Source organism: Acinetobacter sp. CIP 53.82, from assembly GCF_000369465.1.
In the GTDB taxonomy this organism is placed as follows: Bacteria; Pseudomonadota; Gammaproteobacteria; order Pseudomonadales; family Moraxellaceae; genus Acinetobacter; species Acinetobacter indicus.
Window position 1 is genome coordinate 504731 of record NZ_KB850045.1, and the last position, 17547, is coordinate 522277.

23 protein-coding genes are annotated in these 17547 nt (G+C 45.3%); all 23 read left to right on the forward strand.

The annotated features are described in order from the left end of the window. Window positions 1-72 precede the first annotated feature (72 nt). The 23 genes from F905_RS02885 (at window position 73) to F905_RS14940 (ending at window position 17544) form a co-directional block, all read left to right on the forward strand. On the forward strand, window positions 73-342 hold the full coding sequence (locus F905_RS02885) for a helix-turn-helix domain-containing protein (RefSeq protein WP_005176902.1): 270 nt from the start codon (window positions 73-75) through the stop codon (window positions 340-342). Further along, window positions 335-751: a dATP/dGTP diphosphohydrolase domain-containing protein gene (locus F905_RS02890; RefSeq protein WP_005176904.1), complete on the forward strand. Its 417-nt coding sequence runs from the start codon at window positions 335-337 to the stop codon at window positions 749-751. The genes F905_RS02885 and F905_RS02890 overlap by 8 nt, the downstream gene beginning before the upstream one ends. After that, window positions 748-3348, forward strand: coding sequence for a phage/plasmid primase, P4 family (locus F905_RS02895; RefSeq protein WP_005176906.1), 2601 nt, complete (start codon window positions 748-750; stop codon window positions 3346-3348). The genes F905_RS02890 and F905_RS02895 overlap by 4 nt, the downstream gene beginning before the upstream one ends. 216 nt (window positions 3349-3564) lie before the next feature. After that, window positions 3565-4014 carry an antiterminator Q family protein gene (locus F905_RS02900; RefSeq protein ID WP_005176913.1) on the forward strand — a complete coding sequence of 150 codons (450 nt, stop codon included), beginning with the start codon at window positions 3565-3567 and terminating at the stop codon, window positions 4012-4014. Between the two features lie 646 nt (window positions 4015-4660). Further along, on the forward strand, window positions 4661-4861 hold the full coding sequence (locus F905_RS02910) for a hypothetical protein (protein ID WP_005176917.1): 201 nt from the start codon (window positions 4661-4663) through the stop codon (window positions 4859-4861). A gap of 38 nt (window positions 4862-4899) precedes the next feature. After that, window positions 4900-5154 (forward strand): HNH endonuclease, encoded by a 255-nt coding sequence (locus F905_RS02915; protein ID WP_219605493.1) that lies wholly within the window; start codon window positions 4900-4902, stop codon window positions 5152-5154. Next, complete coding sequence (locus F905_RS15475) at window positions 5151-5306, forward strand: hypothetical protein (protein ID WP_005176920.1); 156 nt, start codon at window positions 5151-5153, stop codon at window positions 5304-5306. Before F905_RS02915 ends, F905_RS15475 begins: the two co-directional genes overlap by 4 nt. A gap of 108 nt (window positions 5307-5414) precedes the next feature. Next, entirely contained in the window at window positions 5415-5867 is a 453-nt protein-coding gene (locus F905_RS02920) for a terminase small subunit (protein ID WP_005176922.1), read from the forward strand. 1 nt (window position 5868) lies between these two features. After that, on the forward strand, window positions 5869-6084 hold the full coding sequence (locus tag F905_RS02925) for a hypothetical protein (RefSeq protein WP_005176925.1): 216 nt from the start codon (window positions 5869-5871) through the stop codon (window positions 6082-6084). 39 nt (window positions 6085-6123) lie between these two features. Then, window positions 6124-7812, forward strand: coding sequence for a terminase large subunit (locus F905_RS02930; RefSeq protein ID WP_005176927.1), 1689 nt, complete (start codon window positions 6124-6126; stop codon window positions 7810-7812). Continuing rightward, on the forward strand, window positions 7809-9044 hold the full coding sequence (locus tag F905_RS02935) for a phage portal protein (RefSeq protein ID WP_005176928.1): 1236 nt from the start codon (window positions 7809-7811) through the stop codon (window positions 9042-9044). The genes F905_RS02930 and F905_RS02935 overlap by 4 nt, the downstream gene beginning before the upstream one ends. Further along, entirely contained in the window at window positions 9037-9699 is a 663-nt protein-coding gene (locus F905_RS02940; RefSeq protein WP_005176930.1) for an HK97 family phage prohead protease, read from the forward strand. The genes F905_RS02935 and F905_RS02940 overlap by 8 nt, the downstream gene beginning before the upstream one ends. Next, complete coding sequence (locus F905_RS02945) at window positions 9692-10891, forward strand: phage major capsid protein (RefSeq protein WP_005176932.1); 1200 nt, start codon at window positions 9692-9694, stop codon at window positions 10889-10891. The genes F905_RS02940 and F905_RS02945 overlap by 8 nt, the downstream gene beginning before the upstream one ends. Window positions 10892-10944: 53 nt before the next feature. Then, entirely contained in the window at window positions 10945-11127 is a 183-nt protein-coding gene (locus F905_RS02950) for a hypothetical protein (RefSeq protein ID WP_004782345.1), read from the forward strand. Then, the gene (locus tag F905_RS02955) at window positions 11124-11429 is read left to right on the forward strand and encodes a head-tail connector protein (protein WP_005176934.1); all 306 of its coding nucleotides are present in this window, start codon (window positions 11124-11126) and stop codon (window positions 11427-11429) included. Before F905_RS02950 ends, F905_RS02955 begins: the two co-directional genes overlap by 4 nt. A 1-nt stretch (window position 11430) precedes the next feature. Beyond that, complete coding sequence (locus F905_RS02960) at window positions 11431-11760, forward strand: phage head closure protein (protein ID WP_005176935.1); 330 nt, start codon at window positions 11431-11433, stop codon at window positions 11758-11760. Window positions 11761-11763: 3 nt separating this feature from the next. Further along, window positions 11764-12222 carry an HK97-gp10 family putative phage morphogenesis protein gene (locus F905_RS02965; RefSeq protein WP_005176936.1) on the forward strand — a complete coding sequence of 153 codons (459 nt, stop codon included), beginning with the start codon at window positions 11764-11766 and terminating at the stop codon, window positions 12220-12222. Then, a complete protein-coding gene (locus F905_RS02970) occupies window positions 12219-12590 on the forward strand; it encodes a DUF3168 domain-containing protein (RefSeq protein ID WP_005176937.1) in 372 nt (123 codons plus the stop codon). Before F905_RS02965 ends, F905_RS02970 begins: the two co-directional genes overlap by 4 nt. A gap of 71 nt (window positions 12591-12661) precedes the next feature. Then, window positions 12662-13132 (forward strand): phage tail tube protein, encoded by a 471-nt coding sequence (locus tag F905_RS02975; RefSeq protein WP_005176939.1) that lies wholly within the window; start codon window positions 12662-12664, stop codon window positions 13130-13132. Next, window positions 13132-13566, forward strand: coding sequence for a phage tail assembly chaperone family protein, TAC (locus F905_RS02980; RefSeq protein ID WP_005176941.1), 435 nt, complete (start codon window positions 13132-13134; stop codon window positions 13564-13566). The genes F905_RS02975 and F905_RS02980 overlap by 1 nt, the downstream gene beginning before the upstream one ends. 291 nt (window positions 13567-13857) lie before the next feature. Then, the gene (locus tag F905_RS02990; protein WP_005176947.1) at window positions 13858-14505 is read left to right on the forward strand and encodes a hypothetical protein; all 648 of its coding nucleotides are present in this window, start codon (window positions 13858-13860) and stop codon (window positions 14503-14505) included. Between the two features lie 78 nt (window positions 14506-14583). Continuing rightward, entirely contained in the window at window positions 14584-14994 is a 411-nt protein-coding gene (locus F905_RS02995; RefSeq protein ID WP_034597469.1) for a hypothetical protein, read from the forward strand. A 54-nt stretch (window positions 14995-15048) separates the two neighbouring features. Continuing rightward, window positions 15049-17544, forward strand: coding sequence for a phage tail tape measure protein (locus F905_RS14940; RefSeq protein WP_005176952.1), 2496 nt, complete (start codon window positions 15049-15051; stop codon window positions 17542-17544). Window positions 17545-17547: the final 3 nt, after the last annotated feature.

Genomic DNA, 17547 nt, shown 5'->3' on the forward strand with positions numbered 1-17547 from the left:
ACCTGATTGCGCTTTCTTAGACTAATGGTATAAGATTCTGCTTATATTAGTTGTATAAGTAACAGGTTCTCTATGTTTGAAGATGAAACAGTATTGGCAAAGGTAGTCCGCAAGATTGGCGGACAGGTGAAAGCAGGGGAGGCTTGCGGTGTCACCGCTGCGGTTATCGGCCGCTGGATTAAGCAGCAGCACTTGCCTCGCACTGATTACACCGGCGAAACCGACTATGCCGGTGCGTTAGCAGAAGCAAGCGACTTCCTTTTTTCTCGTGAAGAGATCCTTTCAGAATGCAATCCGGCCAATGTCAAAGGCAGAAAAATGGAGCTAGGCCCCGATGAGTGAAGGTAAAAAATTCGATGGCGAAAAGCCGCGTTTCTCATTAATACCGGGTGGCGTATTGCCGCCGGTAATCAACGTTTTGGAATTCGGTGCCAAGAAGTATTCGGAAGGCAACTGGCGCCAGGTGGAAAATGCCCGTACTCGATATTTCGATGCGGCACACCGCCATCTGGACGCCTGGTGGAATGGTGAATCTGCGGATCCGGAATCCGGGGAACACCATCTGGCCCATGCAATCTGCTGTCTGATGTTTCTGATGGCGCTGGATGAACCAGCGAAGAAGCTTGTGCCGATCTGCAAACACAATTGGCAAGAAGCAACTGCAGCGGGCGATGCTCGCCGGACTTTCGTTTGCTCGAAGTGTCCTTCTCAAAAATCAGTGTCTTTTAATGAGGAGTTTTTACAGCCATGACAAATTTCCGTGAGCAAGGTAAAAAACTTCTCGCATATAACTATATGGTCGTTCCGATCAAGCAGGGTGAAAAACGCCCTGCATTAAAAGACTGGCAGGATGCGCGTATCACGGCAACTGACCTTCTTAAATATCCGAATTGCGGTATCGGGGTTTTAACTGGACAGGGGCAATTCCCCATCTGCGCAGTGGACATTGACGTACTCGATGAAGCACTGGCAGAGGACTATGCCGAATGGTGCCGGGATAACTTAGGTGTGAGCTGTGAGCGTGTTGGTAAAGCGCCGAAGATGTTGATGGTCTACCGTGCGGAAGAAGCAAACTGGGGTAAGTCAACTTCGGCATGGTTTGCTGCTCCTGAGGAATCGCAAAAACCGTTTAAAGAAATGGTGAAGCAACGCCTGGAAGTCCTGGGCCGCGGTCAGCAATTCGTTGCGTACCATGTGCATCCGGATACGGGCAAGCCATACGAATGGGTAGACTTCTTTGGCGGTCTGACTGAGTTTTCAGCGGAAACACTGCCGGTCGTTACCAAAGAGCAGATTGCTGCGGCTGTAGAAAAATTCGAAGAAATGGCCCAGAAGCACGGTCTTGTCCGTGTCAAAAATAGTAAGGCCAAGGTTGGCACTTTAACTTCAAGCGAACTTGAAGATGAAGACGACATTTTAATGAACACCACTATGCCGATTGGCTGGGAAATTGGGGATGCAAAGAAATATCTTGAATACATTGATAATGAGGACTTTGAAACTTGGCTTCGCGTTGGTATGTCTTTGCACCACGAATTCAATGGCAGTGACGAAGCACTCAACTTATGGGACGAATGGAGCGCTACGGCATCCAACTATTCTTCGACTGATGACCTCGGCTACCGATGGTCCACGTTTAGCCAAACTGGGTCAAGCATCGTTACAGCCCACTGGCTACTTAAAACAGGTCGTGAATCTAAACAGGAAAAGGTCAGAGCTGAAAAACGACAAGCTTTAGCCGATGTCAAAAAGCTGATTGCTTCTTGTGAAGATACCCAGGAGCTGCTGCAGAAAATCGCCAAAGAAGCAGGACAGATCGCAGGTACTGACTTGGCATTGCGTGCTGAATTGTCAGGTTTGATTCGCAAGCAATTCAAACAAATTTCAGACGTTGGTTTGACAACTCGTGAAATCAATATCGCAATGGGCGGTAAAAAAGTACAAGTTGCTTTCGATGATTCCAAAAAACTACCGATGACCGAGTTCGGCAATGCTTCGCGCATGCTGGACAAGTACGGCAATGAAATCATGTTCGTTGCTGAAACCGGTAACTGGTATCGCTGGAACTCAGTTTATTGGGAGCCTTGCGTCAATATGGTTATTGAGCAGTACGCAAAGCAAACCGTGTTGTCTTTAGGTGATGAAGCCAAAAAGATTGATGACGATGCCCAACGTGCGGAGTTCTATCAATTCTGTGCGGCCAGCCAGAAGGCTTACATGGTCACCAACATGGTTCGATTAGCACAATCAGATCCGCGAGTCTTGGTGCCGATTAAAGAACTGGATAGTGATCTGTATTTATTGGGCTGTGCGAATGGTGCTGTGGATCTGCGCACCGGTGATCTGGTTCCACCGTCTCAAGATTTGCTAATCACGTATAGCACTGGCGTTGAATATAACCCTAAAGCGAAATGCCCGTTGTTTAAAAAGACCGTGCTTGAGGCGTTCCACAATGACCAGGAAATGGCGGACTTTTTCCAGCGCCTAATGGGTTACGCCATTTTAGGTAATCCAAAGGAAAACCTAATTGTGATTCCTTTCGGAGATGGATCAAACGGTAAATCCACCGTTTTGACCACGGTTTTTAAAGCCTTGGGCGATTACGCCAAAATGACACCAGCTGAAACTTTCTTAGGTGAAGGCAAGTCCAGTGCAGGTGGTGCCCGTGAGGATTTGCTTCGTTTACGAGGTGCCCGTTTCGTTTATGTCGGTGAGCCTGATGAAAACAAGGAAATGAAAGAAGGTCTGGTCAAATCCATGACCGGTGGCGAATCCATCATCGCACGTGGCCTTTATTCCAAGGTTTCAGTCGAATTCACACCGACCTGGACAGTGGTCATGCCGACCAACCATAAGCCAATCATTAAAGGTGGTGACCATGGTATTTGGCGCCGTTTAATGATGGTGCCGTTCACCAGAAACTACGATAAGGACACGACGGTTAAGAAAGACCCGAGCCGTAGTGAAAAGTTAAAAGGTGAGTTGCAAGGCGTTCTTGCCTGGCTTGTCCAGGGTGCTCTGGAATACCAGCAACACGGTCTGAACGAACCGAAGAAAACCAAAGAAGCTCGGGAGGAGTACCGGGAAGATATGGACCTCCTTTCTGACTGGATCCGTGAATGCTGCGAAGAAGGTGACTTCCGGGAAACATCCCAAAATCTTTGGTTGAGCTGGCAACAATATGCCGAAGCGCGCAAAGAATTGCGCTATATACCGACGGCTCGAGCGCTTGGGCGTCGTTTGGCAAGTCGATATTCGTTGGTGCGGTCTACCGGTGGTAAACGGTTTTTCACAGGTTTACGTGTGGTAGTTGACCCCCTTTCTGCAGATTTTACGGAAACGAAATAATCGGTTTATGGCGTTGAACGCGTAATTTTTTGCATGTTTGCAGTTTTTTACGTGTTCGTAGTGGTTAGGAAATAAGGAAAGTGACGTTAGTGACGTTTTAAGGGCGATTTTCAGGAAGTTCTATTTATATATATTAGCTACTTCCTGAAAAATGAATAAATAACGTCACTAACGTCACTACAAGAAATTTAGCGATTTTTAAGGTGAATTTTGAAAATGAGTACAACAACAGCGCGGCCACACTTTTCTGTGGCAATTGACTGGAAACAACGGGACATTGAGCAGTGGCTTGAGCAATACGGGGCTTGGCTTTTAATTGGTTGCCGATATGAAAACCTTGGTGCGAATAGCATAATGGGGAAACTTCTGGACATGGCTCAAGGCGTAAAAAGCGACAACCGCCGCCGTGCTTTACCCCGTTGTAATATTACGGATGATGAAGCGGAAGCAATTGAAGCTTTGGTCAAGCACATTTCCCAGACAGAAACGCCTAAGGCACAAAAGTGGGTTCAGATCGTGGTGAACTATCACATTGATGGTATGAGTGAAGAAACAATAGCGCACCGCTACAACATGTCGCGGTTTGCAGTCACCAGAGATAAAATGAACGGCATTATCCGCATAGTGTCCAAACATTCGTTTTTAAGAAGCAGATTAATTGATTAAATCTTGACTGCCGGCAGCAATGTGATAAATTCTCTTTATCATGGTCGAAGTGTCACACAGACGACCGGTTTAAAAGCTCACATATCAGTGGGCTTTTTTTTATTGCCTTGAGAAATGCCTGTGAAAGCAAAATCAAGGCACCTATGGCGGTTTTCTTTAATCTCAGTGTTATAGATGGCTATAGCCGCCACCCAGATTCCTAAACAGGAGACTGCTATGCTCCGATTCTTAAAACGACTATTTTGCATTCATGCTTACGATTATGAATCCGACATCTTCCGACAGGTTGAGTGCCGGAAATGTGAAAAGACAAAAACACAATAAATTCTCCAGTTAGGCCGATGTAGCTAGGCCAGTACACAAAACCGCATCAATCGGGAGATTTGATGCGGTTTTTCTTTTTAAGGGGATAACCGTGGCCAGAAACCGACACGAAATAAAACAGAATTTAAAAGAATATGTGAACGAGCGTGAACAGTGGTGCAAGGCGCTAGCAAGTAACACAGCGCCGTTCGCGTTAAAGAATCTGGTCCACTCGCACATTCGTGACCTGGACAAAAGAATACAGAACATCCAATGGCTACTGGACGTACAGCAATGACCTGTGCAGCATGTGAAGCAAGACGCAAATGGATAGAGAAACAATATGAGCGATCAAAAGAAAGAATGCGATTGTGTATCGAACGACTTACTTTTAAAGCTGGTCGAACAGAGCAATCAGCTGATTCAGCAAAACAACCAACTCATCCAGATCAACAATGAACAGAATGCTCAGATCAATGAGCTGTTGATTCAGTTGGAAGGTGGTGAGGAAGATGAGCCTAAGTCACGGTATTTGGATGGATGATTGTGAAGCTACCGAGACTGCAAAGCAAACTACAGGCGATGACACCGAAGGCACCGAGACCACCTAAGAATAATTGGGGGCAAGGTCGTGGTGGTAGACCATGGCGCAGACTCAAGCAGAAGATTCATACACGTGATGAGTGGACCTGCTGCTCATGTGGTCGTGTGACTATGGAGCTTGAGTTAGACCATGTCGTTAATGTGGCTCAAGGTGGTACGGATGATGAGAAGAATTTACAAAGCTTATGCGTGCCATGCCATAAATCAAAAACAAATAGAGAGAGTAAGCAATGAGTAATGAGGAATTGTTAGAGCAGCTAGAGTCTGTGGCCAACTTCATGCGCGGCATGCAGCTCGATGTTCGAATCCCTAGTGATGCAAGAGAAGCGCTGCGTGAACGTGCAATGGAAATCGATGATATTGTTGAGGCGGCTTCACGCGAGTGAATAGGCAGGGGGGAGTCAAAAAGTTTGAAGCCTTGAGCCAGCGGACACCGCCCCCGATCTCACTTATAAAAAAATTTCCCATTTCGCAAATATGTTAAAGGAGGGTATATGGCTTTAACAGCAAAAAAGAAGGCATTTGCCCAAGCCAAACATGATGGCGCCGATAACAAAGAAGCTGCTATTTTCGCGGGTTACAGCCCCGAAACAGCTTCGCAAGCCGGGTCAAGATTGGCTAAAGACCCCGATGTGGTTGCGCACATTGAAAGACTCAAAATTAACACCGAGGTTAAAGCTGAAACCAAACCAGAACCAAGACCAATCATCACAAAAAAAGACATTGAAACTGCTGGCAGCCGTGCTGACCCGCTAAAGTTTCTGGAAGAAATCTGGACTGATCCGGTTGAAGATATGAAATTGCGAATGGACGCAGCAAAAGCAGCCCTTCCATATTTCCATGGCAAAGTCGCTGAGAAAGGCAAAAAAGAAACCAAAGCCGACGAAGCCAAAAAGGCTACTCAAGGCGGGAAATTTGGAACATTGGGCTCACAGTTGAGAAGTTAGAATGTTATATCCAGATAAGTTTGCAGTTAACTTTTTTATTGATGGTCAGACACATCAATTTGCGCGACGGATCCTCACTCAGGTGCCACAGGTTGCTAGTCGTTGTGTATTCAAGGAAAAGCGGTATGAAGTGCTAAGCGTTGAGTGGTGCTTAGATGAGGATGCCACCAACTACGAATACCAAGCCAGAATAAATATCGAATTAAAACCACTTTAAGAGCCGCCCATCGAGGCGGTTTTTTAATGAGTTAAATTTATGTCAGCAATGCTCCCAGAATGGTCGACATCTCTTCCAGACTGGGAGGAGCGTATTGTCGCTAAAAAGTCACTCATGCCTTGTGAGCCACTTTTCCCGGAAGTGGCCGATGTAGCAGAGCGGATTTTTAAAGAATTAATCCTGGTCGATGTGATGGGTAGCCCAAAAATGGGCGAAGTCACGCGTGAGTGGGTGATTGAGTTTGTCCGGGCAATCTTTGGAGCTTACGATCCAGTACAGAAAAAGCGGTTAATTCGTGAATTCTTCCTGCTGATCTCCAAGAAGAACACCAAGTCGACAATTGCAGCCGGCATCATGATGACCGCATTGATCTTGAATGATCGAATGTCGGCAGAGTTAATCCTGCTTGCTCCCACAAAAGAAGTGGCAGACAACTCATTTAACCCGATCCGGGACTTTATTAGGGCTGATCCTGAGTTGCAGGAAATGTTTAATATTTCCGAGCACACCAAAACAGTTACCCACCTGGGAACCAATGCGACTTTAAAAGTAATTGCTGCTGAGAGTGATGCGGCTGCGGGTAAAAAGGCCTCAATTATCCTGATCGATGAGATTTGGGTGTTTGGAAAAAGACCTCGCGCTGAATCGATGTTTCGTGAGGCAAAGGGTGGCTTGGCATCACGTCCTGAAGGTTGTGTGATTTATCTGTCTACCATGTCAGATGAAGTGCCATGCGGTGTATTTAAGCAATTGCTGGACTATGCGCGTGATATTCGGGACGGTGTAAAAGTCAATCCTCAGTTCTTGCCGCTGATTTACGAGTTTCCTGAGTGGATGCTTGAGGCAGGTGAACACTTAAAACCTGAAAACTTTTATGTCACCAATCCAAACTTGGGCGCATCGGTTGATCTGGATTACCTGATTAACGAATTTGAGAAGGTTAAAGATGCTGGCGAAGAATCTCTGCGCGACTTCCTTGCCAAACACCTAAATGTACCAATTGGCCTAAACCTCCGAGCCAATCGCTGGGCTGGTGCTGAATATTGGTTGAAACAAAAACACGTTTTCACACTCGACGACATTATTGAAAAGTCGGACGTTATTACCTGTGGTATCGATGGTGGCGGTCTGGATGATTTGCTTGGCTTTGCTGTACTTGGTCGGCATGCAAAAAGCCGTAAATGGTGGCTCTGGAACCATGCTTGGTGCAATAAAACCGCAGTCGAAAGGCGCAAAGAGAACGCGCCAAAGTATGCTGACTATGAAAAAGAAGGCAGCCTGACCATTGTTGAGCGTATTGGTGATGACATTGACCAGCTGGCAGCCATTGCAAAGAAATGCTTCGACTCTGGCAAGCTCGACAAGATTGGTCTTGATCCTCTTGGCTTGGGCGGTCTGCTGGATGGTTTGCTCGATGCAGGTATTCCTGAAGACAAAATGATTGCAGTAGCTCAAGGCTTTAAGTTGATGGGCTATATCCTCACCACAGAACGAAAACTGGCAGAAGGCAATCTTTACCACGCTGGACAAGAATTGATGACCTGGTGTGTTGGTAATGCGCGTGCAGTTGTAAAGGGTAACGGCATGATGATCAGCAAACAGGAGTCAGGTGTTGGGAAGATTGATCCATTGATTGCGACTTTTAACGCAGTGGCACTAATGAGCCTGGCACCGGAAGTTAATAATTATGACATTGACGGATATTTAGAGGACATCGTGATAGCATGAGCGACTTACAAGACACGGGATTTTGGTCTCGCTTCTGGTCACGATTGACTGGAAAAACTCAATTAAAGAAAGGGGATTCCTCCTATCCGGTAGATAGTTACATGTCTTCTGGTGGCGCGGTGGTCAGTCCTGAAACATCGTTGAAGTTGTCGGCAGTTTGGGCGTGCGTAAAACTACGTGCTGAAACTATTTCAACATTGCCACTTCACTTATACGACACTGAAAAAAAGATTGCCAAGGACCATGAACTGTATCGAATCTTGCATGATTCACCCAATGCAGACATGTGTGCCAGTGAATTTTGGCAGATTCAGTCAGCGTGTCTGGATTTATGGGGTAATGCGTACAGTTATATTGCTCGCCGCAATAATCGTAGTGTTATTTCTTTAGAGCCATTATTTCCTAGTGAAATGGTTAAAAAGCGCCTGAAAGATGGAAGCTTTGAATACCATTACACGGAAAACGGCAAAGTTAAGATCTATACCGATGATGAAATTCTGCATTTTAAGGGCTTTACCTTGGATGGTTATGTAGGCTTATCGGCAATTCAGTTTTTTGCACAAACGATTGGTATGCAATTTGATGCAAACAATCAGGCACAGGACTGGTTCAAAAATGGCTTAAAGGTCGGCGGATTTCTTGAAACTGGTGAGAGAACCTTAACTGATGAGCAGCGTTTAAAAATGCGCAAAGGCTTGGCTAGTTTTAGTCTTCCTGAAAACGCTGGGAAGTACATGATTCTTGAGGCAGGGATGAAAGTCTCCAGCGCCTCAAACATTCGAATCAATCCAGTTGATGCTCAGCTTCTTGAAAGTCGTTATTTCGGCATTGAGGAAATTTGTCGGGCTTTTGGTGTGCCACCTCAGTTGATCGGGCATACAAATAAAGCTAGTTCATGGGCGTCAAGCTTAGAGCAAACCAATCAGGGCTTTCTTACTTACTCATTAAACCCACAACTGGTTCGATATGAGCAAACAATCGCTCGGAAGTTGTTGCTACCACACGAGAAGTATCTTTATCGTCCTAAATTTGCGGTTGATGGGTTGCTACGTGCCAACAATACAGCAAGAGCTGACTTCTACGTGAAGATGACTCAGAACGGCTTATATACCCGCAATGAAGTGCGAGAGCTTGAGGATATGCCACGAGCGGATGATCCAACCGCAGACAAGTTAATGGTTCAGATGCAAATGGTTCCACTTGGCACCGAAAAAGGTGAAACAAATGAATAGAAAAAGTTTTAATTTAGATATTAAAGCCGTCCAAGAGGACGGTTTTTTTTCGGGCTATGGTGCGGTTTTTGGAAATCTCGACTGGTACAACGACATTATTCTGCCGGGCGCCTTCAAAAATACGCTGGCCAAATGGACTGAAAAGGGGAAATTCCCACCAGTACTCTGGAATCATAGTTCCAATGAGCCAATCGGGGTCTACACCAAGCTGATTGAAGATGAAAAAGGCTTGTATGTCGAAGGCAAATTACTGGTTGACGATGTTCCAAAAGCCAAATCCACACACGCACTTTTGAAGGCTGGCGCAATCGATGGTTTAAGCATTGGATACCGCACGGTTAAATCCAGCTACAACGAAAACACAGATATTCGTGAACTGATTGAATTGGATCTAGGTGAAATCTCAATTGTCACCACGCCAGCCAATGAAAAAAGCACAGTTATCTCTGTGAAATCTAAATTAGAAGAAGGCGAACTGCCATCTTTACCAGAATTTGAAAAGTTCCTGAGAGAGTCAGGCTTTTCAAAATCGCAAGCCACTGCAATCGCTGGCAAGGGTTTGCGCCATCTTTTGAGCGAGTCTGAAGATGAAAAGTTCCAAGCGAAATCAATTTTAAATGCTCTTAATATTTTAAAAGGAAGTCAAAATGACTGATCAAATCGAAGTGCTCGCTCAAGAGTTCAAAAAACAAGTGGATCATGTGAAAGGCATTGCTGAAGAGTTTAAAGGCAAGGCAGAGCACAATGATAAAATCTCTGAAACTGCAAAACAAACTGCTGATGAAGCAATTACAAAGCTGAATGAAGCTAAAGCTCGACTTGATGAACTTGAGCAAAAAATGGCGCGTCGCCCACAGGATGGCAAAGAAGAAGTTAAATCTCTAGGCCGTCAGTTTGTAGAATCTGACCAATTCAAATCATTGGTTGGCTCAGCTGGTCAGCGCGGCAAAGCAAACCTTGAAATTAAAGCCACCATTACTTCAGCAACCACGGATGCTGCGGGTTCGGCTGGTGATCTGGTTCAAACCACACGCATTCCAGGCATTATTGCACCGCCTGACCGCAAGCTCACAATCCGTGACCTCTTAATGCAGGGTCGTATGGATGGTAACGCGCTTGAATACGTTCAAGAAACTGGTTTTGTAAATGCTGCTGACATGGTGGCCGAAGGTGCATTAAAGCCGCAGTCTGACATTAAATTTGACCTGAAATCGACTACCGCAAAAGTTATCGCTCACTACATGAAGGCATCGCGTCAGATTCTTGATGACGCATCGCAATTGCAGTCTTATATCGATGGTCGCTTACGTTATGGTCTTGCTTTCAAAGAAGAGCAGCAGATCCTGAACGGTGACGGTACTGGTCAAAACTTGCTTGGTATTATTCCACAAGCAACTGCGTATGTTCGCCCCACCGGAGTAGCCACAACCGCAGAAAGCAAGCTCGATACTCTGCGCTTCGCAATGCTTCAGGCAATTCTTGCTGAATACCCTGCGAGCGGCCATGTGCTAAACCCGATTGACTGGGCTGCAATCGAAACCCTGAAAGACACATCTGGTCAGTACATCATTGGCAATCCACAAGGCAACTTAAACCCGACTCTGTGGGGTCTTCCGGTTGCAGAAACACAGGCGATTGCTGCGGGTAAATTCCTGACTGGTGCCTTCTCAATGGGTGCTCAAATCTTTGATCGCTGGCAGTCTCGTGTAGAGGTGGCAACTGAGAACGAAGACGATTTCGTTAAGAACTTAGTAACCATTCTTGCTGAAGAGCGCCTGGCATTGGCGGTTTATCGTCCAGAAGCGTTTATCTATGGTGATATTACTCCAGCAGTTGCTGGCGGTTAATCCAGAATCCAATAAGGGTCAACTAGCTGGCCCTTATTTATTAGGAGATAGTCATGACTGAGTACGATGTTAAGCGTGAGCACTATGGTGACAAGTATTACCAGACTGGTGATAAGCGCACAGCAAATCCAGCGGATGTGAAACACTTAGTTGATAAGGGTGTTTTGGTTGAATCCACAGAAGAGCCAAAACCTAAAACCACTAAAACCCCAGCAAAACAGGCGAAACCAGAATGATTGATCTCGCAAAAGCTAAGTTGCATTGTCGTGTAGATCATGATGATGAAGATACTTTGATACAGGCATATATCGATGCTGCCAATGAGCAAATCCAAGCACATTTAGACCGCAAAGTTATCGCAACCGAGGCTGAGCGAGTAAACGAAAATGATCTGGTTGATAACAGAGCCTTAGATGCTGCTCGGCTTCTCTTTGTTGCGCACCTGTATGCCAACCGGGAAGCCACCACTCAGGCAACGATTGAATTGCCTTTAGGATACTGGTCCTTAATTCAGCCTTATCGTGACATGGGGGTGTGATATGTCCCAACGTGCCGGCGAACTATGCCACCGTGTGACGATTCAGCATAAAACCACGGTTTATGATGAATATAACTATGAAACCGAAGCCTGGACTGAATACAAAAAACTTTGGGGTAAACTGGAGTTTCTTTCAGTAAAGGACAGTTTAACGGCCAAAGCTGCGGGATCGGAAACGACAGCTCGATTAAAACTGCGTAAGCGTAATGATATTGACTCAAGTATGCGCGTTTTATTTGACGGGCAGACATTCCAGATCGTGTCACCACCTAAACCCGACAATGAAAACGGTCGGATTTATATGACGCTGGAGTTGTCTTTAGTGGAGTGAGCTATGTCAGTAGAATTCAATATTGAAGGCTTGGATGAAGTTCAGGAAAAGCTTAAAAGACTTGGCAATCCGCGCTTGATGAAGAATGCTGCAAGGCGTTCCATGCGTAAAGCCATGGCAATTGTGCGTGATGCTGCTCGATCAGGTGCAAAAGCAATAGATGACCCGCAAACAGCCGAAAAGATTTGGAAAAATATTGCAATTGCCGCAGGGAAAACACGAAATCCAAATGAAGTGGTGATGCGTGTCGGTGTGCGTGGTGGTGCGTCATTTTCTAATCCAAATCCGCCTAATACAAGCGGTGGCGACACCCGACATTGGCGTTGGGTTGAGCTGGGCAGTGTGCATAATCCACCAACCCCATTCATGCGGCCAGCACTGCAAAACAACATCCAAGCCGTAACCAATAGCTTTGCTGAAAACTTCAATAAAGAAATCGACAAGGAACTCGCAAAATTATGAATATTTTACCTGTAGTTCCGACACTAAAATTGGCTTCGGCAGTCACAGCATTGCTTGGCACCAATCCTTTAAGGGTATTTGAAGATATTGCGCCACACAAAACACCTTATCCTTATGCAGTTTGGTCGGTGGTCACAGCAAGTCCTGAAAACCATTTAGATTGTCCGGCGAATACCGATCATGTGTCATTCCAGATTGTGGTTTATGACACCCAGCAGAAAAGAGCATCAGATATTCGAGCAGCAATACGAAAGGCTTTAGAGCTACATTGCTATGTCACCAATATTCACCCAAACCATTTTGAACGTATCGCCGATACCAATATTTTTGGTCGCGGCTTTGATGCGAATTGGTTTTTGGATCGTTAAACAAATTTGTTTTTTCACATAGCACCTAAACAGGTGCTTTTTTTATGCCTAAAATTGAGGAGTAGCTACTCATGGCACATGTTAAAGCGCAAGGTACACAAGTATTTGCGGTAGTTGATGGCGCGGTTGTCCGCTTCACTTGCCCTAAAGCATTTTCATTTGGGGAGGACTCGTTCTCAAAGATTGATGCAACTTGCCTAGACTCTGACACAAAAGACTACGAGCGTGGTCTGCGTGATCCGGGTGAAGGCTCTATTCAAATTGATCTTGATGATACAAACACAAGCCATTTGAAACTAATTGAATTGGCTGACTCTGGTGAAAAAATCCAATGGTATATTGGCTCAAGTCATTCAAAAACTCCGCCAACCTATGAAGCTGTTGCAGGTATCGACCTGCCAGAAGATCGCATCTGGTGGTCATTTGAGGGTTATATCAACCCAGCTGCACCAACGATTGAGCAAGACGCTTTAGTTGGCTATACATTCACACTTGTTCGCACTTCAGCAGTCGTAATTACTCCACGAGTGGTGACTCCGTAATGGCAAAATTAACATTAAAATCAGCTAAAAAAGCGGTCGGTGTTGGTAGCTACGTTCAAAAGACAATCCAGTTTCGTGACTCGGGTGGTGAGGTTTTTGAAGGGGAGATTCTGGTTAAAATCCTGACTCACGATGAAAAAGCCAATGCGATTAATCACTGGAAGCTAAAAGACCGCAAAACAGCAACATTGGACCAGCTCACCAAAGCGATTCTTTTTGAAGCTATCTATTCGGAAGATGGTGAACGCTTTTTCCCGACAATTCAAAGCACCGGCGAAGTATCGACAGAAATCATTGATGCGATGTACCAGGCGGCCGACGAGGTGCTAGACTTCTCGGGGAAGAACTGGATTTCGAAGCAGAAGAATTCTGGTGCGAGCTCGTCATCAACGGAATCGGAGGAAGAACGATTGCCGAAGCCAAGCGAAGAATAAGCACCAAGGAGTTTGCGATCTGGCGGGCCTTTCGTGAAAAACGAGGCTCGCTTTTTGTTGGTCGTCGTATTGAGCAGGGCTTTGGTAACCTGATGGCCACCTACCTGAGTTCCAAAGGCGCGAAAAACGTTAAGGCTTTAAGCTTCATGCCTCATGAAAATCAGCCAGAAGAAATGTCTTTAGAGGAATATATGCTGAAGACTTATGGCGGAGAATAGAAATCGGCTTAGGCCGGTTTCTTTTTGGCTATTAAATTAGTATCTTATCTCCACCATAAACGGGGGTAATATAATGAAAAAATTAATTTTATCTGGGGTTGTTGGGGTTATTTCGACAGTTGCAGTAGCGAACAAGCCATTGATGTTGCAACAAGGTGAGCCAGCACCAATGGGCGAGCCAGTGCAATATCAAGCACCAAAGAAGTCTTACTCATCAAGTGCGCCCTCCGCCTTGGGCGATTATGTAAGTTTTAATGCTGCTTTTTCTGGATCAAGAATTGGTGCGGAAAATGTGGGTGGCGACTCTACTTTTAGTGGTATCGATTTAGGGATAATGGGGGTTCAGGAGAATCTTTCTGCAGGACTTGGATTTACATATCAAGCTGATAGTGACTGGAAATATTCTGAAATTTATTCAAAGTTTGGCTATCGATTATTCAACCAAAATAATAACTATGGGGTAGTTTCCACTGGTGTGGGTTATGCCTGGTTGTCAGCAAAAGACTATGCGATTGATTTAGACTATTTTGTATTACCATTAGAGTTAGAAATTGGCCATTATTTTCAGCCAAACCTAGCAGCCTACGCTGCACTTGGTTATAAATGGCTATGGAATACAAGTGGTGAGGCTTGCTACAACAATATTTGTGGTTCTGGATCAAGTAGTGAATTAGATGTAGATGGTGCAACCTACAAAGCCGGACTTCGATACAACTTCTAAAAGCAAACCTCCTTCGGGAGGTTTCTTTTTGGCCGTTTAATTAGTATCTTGTTCTAAATTATAAATTTGGGGCTGGGTGTGAAAAAGTTATTAATTTTAACTATGCTGATTGCTGGATTTGCACATGCTGATAATTCTGAACAGCGAATATCTGATCTGACAAAAATGCTTGAACGCGGAAGTTATTCAGAACAATCTGACATCGAAACTAATAAAAAAACTGTAAGCCAAGCTGATATTGATTATTGTGTGAATATTTCATCTTTTGCTGAAGTTGCCATGAAGCATAGACAAAACGGCAAGAAGTTTGAAGATATGTATCGTGTTGATCTAGGTAATGGAGCACTGACAAAGGTTGCAAAGGCTGCAGTCGTTGATGCTTTTAAAGTGCCTGTATTTAAAAACACAGCTGACAAGCAAAAAGCTGTGAGCGAATTTAAAGATGCCGCAATTAAAGGTTGCATATTAGAGTTTGAGAAGAACCTTTAGATAAACCAAAAGACTAACCGCCGAAAGGCGGTTTTTTATTGCCCGGAGTTTTGTATGAGCACCAAGCTAGGCACATTAACCCTAGATTTAATCGCCAAAATTGGTCAGTTTGTTGGGCCTGTAAAAGAAGCAGAAAAACAAACTAAGATCAGTTTTAGCAAAATGCGCGACCATGTGAATACTTTTGGCGCAGTTGCTGTTGCTGGCGCAGCTGCAGTGGGGGCGGGTGTATTTGCTATGGCAAAGGAATATGCTAATGCTGCCCAAGAGCTCCAAACTTTTGCAAACATCTCCAACACAACCACCCAGGAGTTTCAAAAGCTAGCCGCAGGCGCTCAAACCGTTGGTATTCCAATGGACAAGCTATCCGATCAGCTAAAGGATTTTAATGAAAAACTGGGTGAGTTTATCACTATTGGTTCTGGTGGTGCGGTTGATTTCTTTGAGCAGATCGCTACCAAAACCGAAGGTTCGGCAGAAGGTGCCCGAAAGCTCGCACTGGAAATGCAGAACCTGTCAGGCCCACAGGCGCTCCAGCTTTATGTAGATAAACTTGAAGAGGCCGGGGTTACCCAGCAGCAAATGTCTTTCTACTTAGAAAGTATGGCATCCGACACAACCAATCTTATCCCATTGTTGAAAAATGGAGGGGAGGGATTTAAGTTTTGGGCAGACGCAGCTGAGAGAGCTGGCGTCATCATGGATGAACATGCAATTCAAAAAGCAGCTGAACTTAAAGTTCAACTAGGTCTGCTGGATTTGCAAGTTCAGGGTGCGAAAAACCAGTTTATCCAAGGATTGATGCCAGCACTAGTTTCGATCGGAGATGCAATGAATGATGCGACCTCTGAGACAAATCTACTATCGGATGCAGGTGAAACACTAGGGAATGTGTTCAGAGGTGTTGCGGCGGTTGGTATTGGAGTGTACGCCACAATTAAGATGCTATCGAATGCAATTGCAGGATTGGCACATGATGCCGCACTGGCCAATAAAACAGTCAACTCTGCGTCCGAAAAAGGCTCATGGGCCGATAATATTCCAGGTATCAAGTGGGCTAGAAAGGCAATCTTGGGCACAACGCTATCCAGAGCACCAGACAGCGGCGTTTCTATGGCAATGCAAGACAATGCCAAGGTTGCTGAAGATGTCACAAAGATGATAGACGGATTGTTTAGTGACACCACAAACAAAGCTGTTAAGGCTATGGCTCGGGCAAATCAAGGCATGGCCGGTGTTACATCAGGCATGGATGAGTGGGTCAAAAAGCAAAACGAAGCAGCAAAGGCCGCTAAGGAAAACACTAAAGCCTTGCGTGAGCAAGAGCGCGCTTTAGAAGATGCCAAAAGATTAATCTACGAATACGGTAGCGAGTTCAATCGAATTGAAACCGACCTTCGTGATGAGATCTTACAAATCCAGGGTGCAGCACTTACTTCTAGTGCAAAAACACGCATGATTGCCGATGCTCAAGAGGTGTCCGAGGCTCGTAAAAAGCTATATGCATCTGAGCTTGACTTTGAGCTCAATCAATACCGCATGACGGAAGCTGAAAAGCTAGAAGCGCAGTTGAACATTGACAAGTTGAAGATAGATGCAACAAAAGGTCTTCTTGATGATGAACGAAAGCTAAAAAAAGCATCTCTCGATGCTCAATCCAAAATAGAACAGTCTTTAACTCGCATTTCGCAAGACAAAACTCTGTTGGAGATTAAGCGCCACTGGATGACCGCAGGCGACTACGCGCGTGAGTATTACGCGCTGGTGCGTGAAGAAATCCTAAGCACTCCGGGCTATTCACCAGAAATGCGGGATGCGCTTCTTTCGCAGGCATCCGCACAGCAGAACATTGAAGAATCTTATGAGCGTGATAGCGCAATTGAAGATTACCGAAATGTGATGGGTTATGGAGAAAATCCATTAGAGCGGCAATTTGAAGTGCTGCAAAAGATGCGTGAACTCGATCTGTTAAACGAGGAAGCGTATCAAAATGCAAAACTTGAACTGCAAGCCAAGTCTACCGCTAGCTACATGGAAGGCATGCTGGGTGGATTTGCTGCGCTGGTGGATGAGAACTCTAAAACCTATGCGGTGCTGTTTGCGGCTCAGAAAGCTTTTGCAGTAGCTCAGGCAATGCTGAACATTCCGGCGGCCTATTCCAAAGCTTTTGACGCAGTAGTAGGCACGCCATACATTGGCCCATACATTGCGCCTGCAGTCGGTGCAGCTGCAGCGGCTTTACAGGTTGCCCAGGCCGCAAGCATGAAGTCAGTTAATCTGACCGGTATGGCCCACGACGGTATCGACAATATCCCGAAAGAAGGCACATGGTTGCTCGATGGTGGTGAGCGTGTTTTAAATCCAGAGCAAAACAAGGATTTAACTCGATATTTAAGTGAAGCGCGTGAAAGCAACACTAATAGACCCATCGACAACAACCTGCGCGTGATTATGGTTAAGGATGAGGATGAGGCAAAGGATTGGTTATACAGCCCTGAAGGTGAAAAGGCTTTTCTTTACCACATGAAGCGAAATCGTAGTAAGGTTTAAATT